Below are 11665 nucleotides of genomic sequence, written 5' to 3'. Positions count from 1 at the left end.
GTCCGTACCCTACAGACTTCCCGGCGCGGCAGAGACTGCCGTAGGGGGTGATAGTTTCCGGTTCTCGTGATCTCTGGGGGCGTTGTGGACTGGCTGGGGTCGCTCGATCGCCTGGCCCGCGAACGGGCCAAGGCGGGTCTCACCCGTCAGCTCACGCCACGGCCGGCCGGCGACCGGGTCGTCGATCTGGCCGGGAACGATTACCTCGGCCTGGCCGACCACGTCACGGTGGTCGACGCGGCGCGGTCCGCCCTGGAGACGTACGGCCTGGGCGCCACCGGCTCGCGCCTGGTCCGCGGCACCACCGAGGCGCACACCGCGCTGGAGTCCGAGCTGGCCGGCTGGCTCGCGGCGGAGTCCGCGCTGGTCTTCTCCTCGGGCTACCTGGCGAACCTGGCGGTCGTCCGGGCCGCCGCCACGATCGCCGACCTGGTCGTGTCCGACGCGTACAACCACGCGTCGCTGATCGACGGCTGCAAGATCTCCGGCTTGCCGGTCCGGGTCGCGCCGCACAACGACCCGGCCGGCGTCGCCGCGATCCTGGACGCGCACCCGGGCCGGACCGCGGTGGTGGTCACCGAGTCGGTCTTCTCGGTCGACGGCGACCTGGCCCCGCTCGCCGAGCTGTACGCGGTCACCTCGGCCCGCGGCGCGCTGCTGATCGTCGACGACGCGCACGCGCTCGGCCTGCTCGGCCCGGCCGGCAGCGGCGGCGTGGTGGCGGCGGGGCTGGCCGGCCGGCCGGACGTGGTGGTCACCGCCACGCTGTCCAAGTCGCTCGGTGGCGCGGGTGGGGTGGTCGCCGGCGCCGCGCCGGTGATCCGGCACCTGGTCGACACCGGCCGCACGTTCATCTACGACACCGCCCCGCCGCCGGCCGTGGTGGCCGGCGTGCACGCCGCGATCGGGCTGGCCCGGGCCGCCGACGACCGGCGCGCGACGCTGTTCGAGCGGGGCGCCCGGATCGCCGCGCGGCTGCGCGCCGCCGGGTTCCCGGTCACCGACCCGGCGGCCGGGGTGCTCTCGGTGGTCGCCCCGGGCCCGGAGGCCGCCGTCGGCTGGGCCGCGGACTGCCGGGACCGCGGGGTGGCGGTCGGCTGTTTCCGGCCGCCGTCGACCCCGGACGGCAGCTCGCGCCTGCGGCTGACGGTGAACGCGGGCGTGCCCGAGGCGGACTTCGCCCGGGCTCTGGACGTGATCGTGGAGTGCGCACCATGAACGCCGACCCGCCCCGGACCGCCTCGTTCTACCCGGGCGTCGCGGTCACCCCACTCCCGCGCGGCTGGCGCAGCGGCGGGCACGGCCTGCCGGTGCCGGCGCCGACCCGGGTGCTGGACGAGGCCGATCCGCTGCTGGCGCACGGCGGCGGACACGTTGTGGGAGACGAGGGGCGGGTTGAGGGCGTACCGTCGCCGGTTGTGACCGCGCCGCCCACCGAGCCGGAGGCCGAAGAGCCCAGCCCGACCACCGCCGACCCTGTCGAGACGCCGCCGGCGGAGCCGGAGGCGCCGAAACCGGAACCGGCCGCCGCCCCGCGCCGGGTCGTCGCGCCGGGGGAGTGGCACGGGATCGTCCTGGTCACCGGCACCGACACCGGGGTCGGCAAGACCGTCGCGACCGCCGCGGTCGCCGCCGCCGCGCAGGCCGCGGGCCTCCGGGTCGCGGTCCTCAAGCCGGGGCAGACCGGCACGATCACCGGCGAGCCCACCGACGCCGAGGTCGTCACCCGCCTGGCCGGGCCGGACACGGTGAAGACCCTCGCGGAATATCCCGAGCCGCTCGCCCCGCTGGCCGCGGCCCGGGTCGCCGACCTGCCGCCGCTGGAGCTCTACAACGTCGTCGACGCGATCCGGGCCGAGGCCGAGAAACACGACCTGGTCCTGGTCGAGGGGGCCGGCGGCCTGCTGGTGCCGATGGGCCTGCGGCCGTCCGGGGAGGCCTGGACGTTCGCCGACCTGGCCACCGCGCTCGGCGCGAACGTGCTGGTGGTGGCACGGGCCGGGCTCGGCACGCTGAACCACACCGCGCTCACCCTGGAGGCGCTCGACCGGCGCGGCGTGCCGGCCAAGGTGATCCTCGGGGCCTGGCCCAGCGAGCCCGAGCTGGTGCACTGGGCGAACCTCAGCGAGCTGGTCCCGCACCTGGTCGGGGCGCTGCCGCAGGGCGCCGGGTCGATGGATCCGGGGGTCTTCCGGCGATCCGCCCCGGGCTGGCTCACCCCGGCCCTGCACGGCGTTCTGGACAACTGGCGCGTCTGGGCAGAAGAGGCGGGATAGCGACGCTCCCGTCACAATTGCGGTGTCGGGAGGTGGGTTCCATGCAAACTGGCGGCGTGACTTTCACCTTGACGATCGACTGTGGTGGTGGCGGGATCAAGGGCTCGGTCCTCGATGACGCGGGCACGATGCGGGCGCATCCGATCCGGGTGCCCACGCCGTACCCGTTGCCCCCGGAGCTGTTCGTCAAGACCCTGGTCGACCTGGGCGGCCAGCTGCCGAACGCGGACCGGGTCACCGTGGGGATGCCCGGCATGATCCGGCACGGCGTGGTGGTGGCGACGCCGCACTACGTCACCCGGAGCGGCCCGCGCACCAGGGTGGACCCGGAGCTGGTCGAGGCGTGGCGCGGGTTCGACGCGCGGACCGCCCTGGCGGAGGCGTTCGGGCTGCCCACGCTGGTGCTCAACGACGCCGAGGTGCACGGCGCCGGGGTGGTCGCCGGCACCGGCTGCGAGCTGGTGCTGACCCTCGGCACCGGGCTGGGCTGCGCGCTGTTCGACGGCGGCGGGCTGGCGCCGCACCTGGAGATGTCGCAGGCCCCGGTGCGCTGGGGGATGTCCTACGACACGTACATCGGGGAGCACGAGCGCCGCCGGCTCGGTGACGCGCTCTGGTCCCGCCGGGTCCGTAACGTGATCGAGGGGCTGCGGCCGGTCTTCCTGTGGGACCGGGTCTATCTCGGTGGCGGCAACTCCCGGCTGATCACGCCGGCCCAGCTCGCCCGGATGGGGGACGACGTGGTGGTGGTGCCGAACACGGCCGGCATCGTCGGCGGGGTACGCGCCTGGACGCTGGGGCAGCGATGACGCCGGCGGCTCTGCTCCTGGACTTCGGCGGGGTGCTGGCCGACTCGCCGCCGCGGGCCCGGACGGCCTCGCCCGAGCTGGTGCTCCGGGTCTACAACCTGATCCACGGCGCGCTCTCGCCCGGCGAGATCCTGCAGTCGCTGACCGACGCGGGCATCGAGTACGCCCGCTGGCGCGACGAGGACTCCCCGGACGAGCTGCCGCAGGCCGAGGTCTGGGAGCGTTTCGTGATCCCGGGCTGGCCGCCGGCCGCGCAGGTACGGGTCCGCACCGCGATCGCCAAGCTCAGCTACGACTGGGCCTGGCGCAGCGGCTGGGCGGTGCGGCCCGGCATTCCGGAGGCGCTGGCCGCCTACGCCGCGGCGGACGTCCCGCTGGCCGTGGTCAGCAACACGCTGAGCGGCGCCGCGCACCGGGACTACCTGGCCCAGGCAGGCCTGGGCCACTACTTCGCGGTGCAGATCTACAGCGACGAGGCGGGCGTGCGCAAGCCCAACCCGCAGATGATCTGGAACGCCACCGACGTGCTCAAGGTGCCGCCGGCGGCGTGCTGGTTCGTCGGTGACAGCCGGCGGCGGGACGTGGCCTGTGCCCGCCGCGCCGACGTGGCCAGGGCGATCCTGATGCCGTCCGCCCGCAGGGACCCGGACGATCCGCTGCTCAGCCCGGAGCCGGACGTGATCGTCAAGGACGGCTTCGGGCTGATCGAGCTTTTGTCCGAAAACTTAAAATAAGGCACAAAAAATTAGGACAAAACCTGCCAGACCGACGTACGGCGAATCGTGCAGCTCTCCAGCGCCTCGATCACCGGCACGTCATAGGTCGCCCGCTTGACCATCCCGGCCGGCAGATAGGCCCGCCCCGGGTCACCGACCAGGACGAGCGACCCCCGCCCGGCGGCCCGCCGCAGGAACGGCAGCACCCGCCCGGCCATCTCCCGGCTGTAGAAGACGTCGCCGGCCAGGACCACGCCGTACTTCTCGTCGGTGTCCAGCAGGTCGCCCTCGATCGTCTGGACCGCCACCCGGTTGTCCTCGGCGTTGGCCGCGGCGGCGGCCAGCGACAGCGGGTCGATGTCGTTCGCGATCACCGGGGCCGCCCCGGCCCGCGCCGCCGCGACCGCGACCAGGCCGGAGCCGGTCGCCAGGTCCAGCACGCTGCGCCCGGCGACCAGGTCCGGATCGTCCAGGATGTGCCGGGCCAGCGCCTGCCCGCCGGCCCAGGCGAACGCCCAGAACGGCGGCGGCTGCTCGGCGCCGCCCGCCTCGGTCGCCTCCCAGAGCGCGATCGGCTCCTCGGCCTGCCGAAGGGCGATCTCCGGGACGAACGGGACCGGGGCGAGAACGGTGTGGGCGCGTACGAAATCGAGGAGCACCCGACGATTGTCCCCTTTCCCTCAGATCGGTGATCTACCAGCCGAAGAGTCCGTTGAAAGAACCTGAGTCGGGAGGGTGACGGGGATGCCGACGCGATGGCCGGCCGCCCTCTTCGGCGCCTGGATCGTGATCCTCGGCGTCGTCTACGCCGTCGTCCCGGCCGTGCAGGGCTGGCTGATCCTGGCCGGTGGCCTGTCCGCGGCCGTCGGCGTGCTGGTCGGCACGTACCGCAGTCAGCCGGACGACCGGCTGCCCTGGTGGCTGCTCTCCGGCGGGGCCGCGCTCTCCGGGCTGGGCGCCGCGATCGGCAACGCCCCGTCCTTCCTCACCAACTGGCTGCTCTGGCTGGCGCCGGTCGGCACCGGCCTGCTGCTGGCCTCGTACCCGGTGCTGGCGTTCGCGCTGGCCGGGTTCGTGCGGCGCCGGACCGGCTCGGCCCGGGACGTGCCGGGCCTGCTCGACGCGCTCATCGTCACCTCCGGGGTGGCGCTGCTGATCTGGACGTTCGTGGTCGGGCCGCGGATGTCCGACATCACCGTCGGCGGGATGGAACAGCTGCTGCCGGTCGCCGACCTGCTCTGCCTGGGCCTGCTGATCCGGCTCGCGGTGGTGCCGGGCCGGCTGGTCGCCTCCGGGTACTGGCTGGGCGCGGGCACCGGCGCGATGCTGATCGCGGACGTGGTGCGGGAGTCGGCGTACGGGCAACTGGCCCTCTACGCGACCGCGGCGATGGCCGCCCTGATCCCGTCGATGGCCGAGCTGACCCGCCAGGCCGCCGCCCCGGCCGCGGAGACCAGTCGCGGCCGGCTGGCCCTGCTGGCGGTCGCCGCGCTGGCCGCGCCGACCGTGCTGATGGTCAAGATGTTCCAGGACGGCCAGGTGGCCGGCCTGTTCCTGGTGGCGCTGCTCAGCCTGCTGATGCTGATGCTGGTGCTGGCCCGGATGTCCGGGATCATGACCAGCCACCGGCAGGCGATGGCCCGCGAGCGCGCGCTGCGCGAGGCGTCCGCGGCGCTGGTCTCGGCGGCCGACGCCGAGGCGGTCGGGCTGGCGGTCCGCACCACGGTCGCCCAGCTGCTGCCCGGCGACGTGCCGCACGGCGTGGTGCTGGCGATCAGCATCGCCCAGGTCGAGCCGTCCTCGCCGGAGGCCGCCGCGCAGGCCGCGGTCGACCGGGCCACCGGCACCGCGGCCCGGCTGGTGCACACCCGGGACGTGGACTGGGCGGTCTCGGTCCGGCTCACCCAGTTCGCCGAGACGCTGCGCTGCCCGATGGTGCTGCAGGACCGGCCGCACGGCGACTCGCTGGTCGGGGTGCTGCACGTGGGCGCGCCCGGCTGGGCGCTGCGCGAGTTGCTGCGCTCGGTGGAGGTGCTGGCCGGGCAGGTGGCGCTGGCCCTGGAACGGATCGCGCTCAGTCACGAGGTGGCCCAGCGCAACAGCGAGGCGTACTTCCGGACCCTGATCCGGAACACCGCCGACGTGATCACCATCCTGGACGGGGACGACCGGATCCGGTACGCCAGCCCGTCCGCCCTCGGGGTCTTCGGCGCCGACCCGACCGGGGTGCGGCTGCCCGACGTGATGCACCCGGGGGACCGGAACCGGCTGGCCGCCCTGCTGGCCGGGGTGCGCGGCGGCGCGGACGACCCGGAGCAGCTGGACTTCCGGGCGCTGAACGCCCGCGGCACCGAGCTGCTGCTCGAACTGCACTGCCGCGACCTGCGCGCCGACCCCAGTGTGGCCGGCCTGGTCATCACCATGCGGGACGTCACCGAGCAGCGCAAACTCGAGCAGGAGCTGACCTACCGGGCGTTCCACGACGCGATGACCGGGCTGGCCAACCGGGTGCTCTTCACCGACCGGCTCAAGCACGCGCTGGCCCGCAGCGCCCGGGACGGCTCGGTGGTCGGCGTGCTCTTCATCGACCTGGACGACTTCAAGATCGTCAACGACACGCTCGGGCACGCGATCGGCGACCAGCTGCTGATCGAGGTGGCCCACCGGATCGCCGGCTCGCTGCGGGCCGACGACACCGCCGCCCGGCTCGGCGGCGACGAGTTCGCCGCCCTGGTCGAGAACGTCAACGATCCGGGCGCGGTGGAGGAGACCGCGAACCGGATCCTGGCCGCGCTCGCCACCGCGATCCCCACCGACGCCAAGCCGCTGCACGCGATGACCAGCATCGGCATCACCACCACCCTGGAGGGCAACGACTCGGACGAGCTGCTGCGCCAGGCCGACCTCGCCCTCTACGTGGCCAAGGGGGCCGGCAAGAACCAGTGGCGGCGCTACCAGCGGCACCTGCACGCCGAGATGGTGGAACGGCTGGAACTGCGCTCGGCCCTCGACCACGCGGTCAACGAGGGGCACTTCCTGCTGCACTACCAGCCGATCGTGGACCTGATCGACGGCCGGGCGGCCGGCTTCGAGGCGCTGGTCCGCTGGGCCCACCCGAACCGCGGCGTGATCACCCCGGACCAGTTCATCGAGGTCGCCGAGGAGAGCGGCCTGATCGTGCCGATGGGCCGCTGGGTGCTGGAGGAGGCGCTGCGCACGGTCTCCGAGTGGCGGCGGATCCTGCCGGCCGGCAGCGCGCCCTACGTCAGCGTCAACGTGTCGGTGCGGCAGTTCCGCGAGGCCGGCTTCGTCGACCAGGTCCGCAACGCGCTGCAGCACACCGGCGTACCCCCGGAGTCGTTGATGTTGGAGATCACCGAGACGTTGCTGATGAAGGACGACGAGCAGCGGATCTGGGCCGACCTCGGGGTGCTCCGCGAGATGGGCATCCGGATCGCCATCGACGACTTCGGGACGGGCTACTCGTCGCTCGGCTACCTGCGGCAACACCCGATCGACATCGTGAAGATCGACAAGACCTTCATCGACGACATGGTGACCAGTCCGCAGCTGGTCGGCGGGATCGTGAGCCTGGCCCGGTCGCTGCAGCTCGTCGTGGTCGCCGAGGGGATCGAGGACATGGCCCATCGCGACCTGCTGATCCAGATGGGCTGCCCGCTCGGCCAGGGCTTCCTGTTCTCCAGCCCGCTCGGCCCGACCGAGGTGCTGGCCTGGATGACCAGCTCCGCCGGCGTCGCGGTCTAGATCAACCCCAATCCAGATCAACACCATTGCGCCGTACGGCGTCAGTACGGGTTACCGCTTCCCGGCAGTCGGCCCCGCAACAGGCCGCCGAGCCGCCCCGGTCGCGTGTTCCCGGGGTCCAGCGGCGGTGACTCCGGCCGCCCGGCCCGATCCGCCAGCCCGTCCACGACCTCGCGCAACGCCTCCACCGCGGTCCGCTCCGGCCGCCACCCGAGCTCGTCCCGGGCCCGGTCACATGACATCAGCGGAGCCTTGAGCGCCAGTTTCACCCAGCCCCGGTCCACCGGTTGCAGCCGCAGCCACCAGCTCAGCGACGCCGCCCCTTCCAGCGCGAACCCGGGCACCGGCAGCGGCAGCCCGTGGAACACCCGGGCCAGCACCATCGGGTCGAGCACCGGCCCGGCCGCGACGTTGAACGCCCCGCGCACGTCGGCCCGCAGCACCCGCAGGTACGCGTCGGCCACGTCGTCGGCGTGCACCGCCTGCATCCGCAGCCCCGGATTCGCCGGCAGCAGCGGCACCCAGCCGAACCGCAGCAGCCGCGCCGGCAGCAGCGGGCCGGCGAAGTACCGCCCGATCTCGGTGCCCGCGTCCCGCTGGAAGATCAACCCCGGGCGCAGCCGCACCACCCGCAGCGTCGGATGATCCGACTCGATCTCGTCGAGCATCCCCTCGACCAGCGCCTTGTGCCGGCTGTAGGACGACTCCGCGACCCCGGTCCGCTGCCAGGACTCCTTGACGAACGCCCACTTCGGGCCGGGCGCGTACACCCCGACCGAGGACGCCTGCACCAGCGTGTCCACCCCGGCCCGCAGCGCCGCCCGGAACACCGAGCGGCTGCCCAGCACGTTCGTCCGGTACAGCTGCCGGGAGTCGTGGCTGGGCTGGATCTGCCAGGCCAGGTTCACCACCGCGGCGGCGCCCTCGAAGATCTGGGTGAGCCGGTCGGTGGCGTCGTCCCGGCCGACGTCGACCGGGTGCCACTCCATGTCGGCGTACGGTCCGCTGTCCGCGGGAATCCGCCGGGCGACCCCGATCGCCTCGACGTCCGGTTCGGCACGGAGGCGGCGGAGCAGCGCGGTGCCGGCGTTGCCGGTCGCGCCCACGATGACGACACGCATACCGGAGCGGTACCCGCCGGGTCGCGTTCAAATCGGATTCGGGGCGGCAATCCCCGGCGCTCCCGTTCCGGCCTGTCCGTTTCCGCCCCTCGGCAACGGTTCACAGGTTTCCGCGTTCCGGCGTCCCGCGGCCCGGCCGGTTTCCGCGTTGTGCCCTTCTTCCGGGCTGCTGGTTTCCGCGTTCTGGGCCGCTGGTTTCCACGTTCCGGGCGGCGTTCCGGGTCGGCGGTTTTCGTTCGCGTCAGTTGTTGCCGCAACGAAAGGTCGGCCCGGTACCGGCCCGGCGTCACCGTTTCCGGCCCGCTCCGGGCCGCTTTCCCGCAAGGTCCACCCGATTTTCGGTACGACCCGGGCCCGGCCCCGTCCGTCCATTCCGCGAACGGGCAAGTCAGGGCGTTGGTCATCCGCGCCGATGCGCCGGGAATCCGGAACCGTTGCCGGCACTCGGCCGCCCGGCGGAGCACCGCGCCGGTCATTCCGTGCCGGTCATTCCCAGGGGGCGGAACGCGGACGTCGAATCACCTGGCCGAACCCCGTCTTTGCCGATCTTGACGGCCGGTCTCTTCCGCGCGTGATCGGCGAAAATCGCCCCCGGCCGGCCGGCCGGAACGCCCGGATTGACTCGGATCATCGCCGGAACCGTCCGCTCGCGTCCGCACTCCGCCGTTCCGCGACGCGGCCCTTAATGCCGTTCCGGCCCGGCGCCGCCCGTCCGGATCGAATGCTCCGGGCCGCGCCCGGCATCCTTGCGACCGCACCCGACCCGGCCGTGACCCGGCAGTTTCCGGCTTCTGGCCCGGCCGTGACCAGGTCTTTCCCGGATTCTGATCCGGCCGCGACCAGGTCTTTCCGACGAAAACGGCGCCACCGGGAGACCCGGTGACGCCGTTTACAACGGACGGTCCGACTAGCGCTTGGCGTGGTACGCCTCGACGACGTTGCTCGGGATCCGGCCACGCTCGGAAACGGGGTAACCGTTCTTGTTGGCCCACTCGCGAATGGCCTGATTCTGGTCGCGGCTGGACCGGCTGGTCGCGGCCGGCGTGGTCCGCCGGGCAACCGCCGGAGTGGCGCCGGAACGGCCGAGCCGGGTGGCCGAGGAGAGGAACGGTTCCAGGGCCTTGCGCAGCTTGCCGGCGTTCTTCTCGGACAGGTCGATCGTGTAGTTCACGCCGTCGAGTCCGAATTCGACGGTGCGGTCGGCCTCACCGCCGTCGAGGTCGTCGGTCAGAAGGGTAATTATCTGCTTGGCCATGTTGTGTTCGCTCCTACAGCGATGTCATTCGGGTGACGGCTGTACGCGAGCGATGGGGGTGCCGCGATTAGTCGTCGTCGCATTCATTGTGTCGCGCACATGGTGGCTATTGCAAATTGCGCACTTGGCATGTCGCAATTCCGCTGCGCATCCGTCCGGCAGCGGAGGGTGGTCACCCCAGGTCGGAAACGTTCGCCGGAGCCTCTTTTCGAACCTGTGAATGTGCGGTAGCGTCGCAGCTGGGAGCGCTCCCAGGCGCTCAGGAGGGTTCGATGAGGCGTGCTGCCCGGCTTCCGGCCTGGACCGCCCTGACCGCTTTCGCGATCGCCACGGCGGGCGTCACCACGCGCCCGGCTCCCAAAGAAAATTTTCCGGCACCCGTACCACCCGCGGCCGAGGCTACCCACCACCCGGGTTGCCCGCCGCCCCGTTCCCGAGCCGCCTCGTAGCCGATTCTCCGGCGCCGGGGCGGCTCGTCCAATCGAAGTCCCAGCCCGAGTCCCAGCCCGAGTCCCCGCCCGAGTGCTAAGCCGAGTCCCAGCCCGAGTGCTAAGCCGAGTCCCGAGCCGGGGCCCGGGCGGGTCAGAGCAGGAGGCCGCCGGTGGCGCGGATGTTCTGGCCGGTCACCCAGCCGGCATCCGGCCCGGCGAGAAATGCCACCACCGCCGCCACGTCGTCGGGCTGCCCGAGCCGGCCGAGCGCGGTGAACGCGACCGACGCCTCGATCCCCTCCGCGGTGTTGACCCCGCGCAGCATGTCGGTGTCGGTCGCCCCCGGCGACACCGTGTTGACCGTGATGCCCCGAGGCCCGAACTCCTTCGAGGCCACCGCCGTGACCTGCTCCAGCGCCGCCTTGCTGGCGCAGTAGAGCACCATCCCGGGCCCGGCCACGACCGTGTTCAGCGTCGACAGGTTGACGATCCGCCCACCGTCGCGCAGCAACGGGCCGGCCGCCCGGATCGCGAGCAGCGGAAACTTCGTGTTGATCGTCAGCACCCGGTCGAAATGCTCCGGGGTGACCTCGCTGATCAGCGTGTGATCGGCCACCGCCGCGTTGTTCACCAGAATGTCCAGCCCGTCCGCGACCGGCTCGAACACCGCCGGCAGCGTCCCCGGATCCGCCTGATCGCACCGCACCGCCACGGCGCCGCCACCGACCTCGGCGACCAGGGCGTCCGCGCTCACCCGGTCGTCCCGATAGGTGAACACGACCCGCGCGCCCTCCGCGGCGAGCCGCCGCACGATCGCCCGCCCGATTCCCCGGGATCCTCCGGTCACCACCGCTGTCTTCCCCGCCAGCCTCATACCGAGGACGCTAGCCGGATCCGCACGCATCGTCTCGGGTGAATGCACGCCTCGCCCGGCCGCGGTCACACAAAGCCAAGCCGGCCACGGCTGCACAAAGCCCTGCCGGTCACGGCTGCACAAAGCCCTGCCGGTCACGGCTGCACAAAGCCCTGCCGGTCACGGCTGCACAAAGCCCTGCCGGTCACGGCTGCACAAAGCCCTGCCGGTCACGGCTGCACAAAGCCCCGGCTGTCGGGTTCGGTCGAGGCCGGGCTGGGTTTCGGCGGGCCATCGCCGTACCCAATCGGCCTTTGCCCGGGGTGACCGCCCGCAATGCTTGCCGGAAGCAGGCCACCTGGACCACCGCCCTGGTGGAATGCGGCTCGCCGCCCGCAGCGGCGAAGCCCGCGAAGGCGAAGCCCGCGAAGGCGAAGCC

9 protein-coding genes are annotated in these 11665 nt (G+C 72.7%); 5 read left to right on the top strand and 4 right to left on the bottom strand.

Annotated features, from left to right (window positions below; genetic code table 11):
* Positions 1 to 84: 84 nt before the first annotated feature.
* The 4 genes from L3i22_RS46400 to L3i22_RS46385 all read left to right on the top strand — a co-directional run bounded on the left by L3i22_RS46400 (position 85) and on the right by L3i22_RS46385 (position 3819).
* Entirely contained in the window at positions 85 to 1218 is a 1134-nt protein-coding gene (locus L3i22_RS46400) for an 8-amino-7-oxononanoate synthase (RefSeq protein ID WP_370644308.1), read from the top strand.
* Between the two features lie 350 nt (positions 1219 to 1568).
* A complete protein-coding gene (gene bioD, locus L3i22_RS46395) occupies positions 1569 to 2276 on the top strand; it encodes a dethiobiotin synthase (protein WP_221330482.1) in 708 nt (235 codons plus the stop codon).
* Between the two features lie 56 nt (positions 2277 to 2332).
* Positions 2333 to 3085 (top strand): ROK family protein, encoded by a 753-nt coding sequence (locus L3i22_RS46390; RefSeq protein ID WP_221323780.1) that lies wholly within the window; start codon positions 2333 to 2335, stop codon positions 3083 to 3085.
* Entirely contained in the window at positions 3082 to 3819 is a 738-nt protein-coding gene (locus L3i22_RS46385) for an HAD family hydrolase (RefSeq protein WP_221323779.1), read from the top strand. The genes L3i22_RS46390 and L3i22_RS46385 overlap by 4 nt, the downstream gene beginning before the upstream one ends.
* A gap of 11 nt (positions 3820 to 3830) precedes the next feature.
* Here the strand turns inward: L3i22_RS46385 and L3i22_RS46380 are convergent, their stop codons facing one another.
* Positions 3831 to 4460 (bottom strand): methyltransferase, encoded by a 630-nt coding sequence (locus L3i22_RS46380; protein WP_221323778.1) that lies wholly within the window; start codon positions 4458 to 4460, stop codon positions 3831 to 3833.
* A gap of 85 nt (positions 4461 to 4545) precedes the next feature.
* Here L3i22_RS46380 and L3i22_RS46375 point away from each other — a divergent pair, with 85 nt between their 5' ends.
* The gene (locus tag L3i22_RS46375; protein ID WP_221323777.1) at positions 4546 to 7566 is read left to right on the top strand and encodes an EAL domain-containing protein; all 3021 of its coding nucleotides are present in this window, start codon (positions 4546 to 4548) and stop codon (positions 7564 to 7566) included.
* 41 nt (positions 7567 to 7607) lie between these two features.
* On the opposite strand, the gene L3i22_RS46370 is transcribed toward L3i22_RS46375, so the two are convergent.
* The 3 genes from L3i22_RS46370 to L3i22_RS46360 all read right to left on the bottom strand — a co-directional run bounded on the left by L3i22_RS46370 (position 7608) and on the right by L3i22_RS46360 (position 11247).
* Entirely contained in the window at positions 7608 to 8687 is a 1080-nt protein-coding gene (locus tag L3i22_RS46370; RefSeq protein WP_221323776.1) for an NAD-dependent epimerase/dehydratase family protein, read from the bottom strand.
* A 907-nt stretch (positions 8688 to 9594) separates the two neighbouring features.
* Positions 9595 to 9942 carry an Lsr2 family protein gene (locus tag L3i22_RS46365; RefSeq protein ID WP_221323775.1) on the bottom strand — a complete coding sequence of 116 codons (348 nt, stop codon included), beginning with the start codon at positions 9940 to 9942 and terminating at the stop codon, positions 9595 to 9597.
* A 582-nt stretch (positions 9943 to 10524) separates the two neighbouring features.
* Entirely contained in the window at positions 10525 to 11247 is a 723-nt protein-coding gene (locus L3i22_RS46360) for an SDR family NAD(P)-dependent oxidoreductase (protein WP_221323774.1), read from the bottom strand.
* Between the last annotated feature and the right edge of the window lie 418 nt (positions 11248 to 11665).

Source organism: Actinoplanes sp. L3-i22 (assembly GCF_019704555.1).
In the GTDB taxonomy this organism is placed as follows: Bacteria; Actinomycetota; Actinomycetes; order Mycobacteriales; family Micromonosporaceae; genus Actinoplanes.
This window is presented reverse-complemented; position numbering and strand designations above follow the sequence as displayed.

Excerpts from the sequence above, each read along its gene's own strand:
- L3i22_RS46375 (WP_221323777.1), top strand. The coding sequence starts at position 4,546 with ATGCCGACGCGATGGCCGGCCGCCCTCTTCGGCGCCTGGATCGTGATC.
- L3i22_RS46370 (WP_221323776.1), bottom strand. The coding sequence starts at position 8,687 with ATGCGTGTCGTCATCGTGGGCGCGACCGGCAACGCCGGCACCGCGCTG.
- L3i22_RS46360 (WP_221323774.1), bottom strand. The coding sequence starts at position 11,247 with ATGAGGCTGGCGGGGAAGACAGCGGTGGTGACCGGAGGATCCCGGGGA.
- L3i22_RS46385 (WP_221323779.1), top strand. The coding sequence starts at position 3,082 with ATGACGCCGGCGGCTCTGCTCCTGGACTTCGGCGGGGTGCTGGCCGAC.
- L3i22_RS46365 (WP_221323775.1), bottom strand. The coding sequence starts at position 9,942 with ATGGCCAAGCAGATAATTACCCTTCTGACCGACGACCTCGACGGCGGT.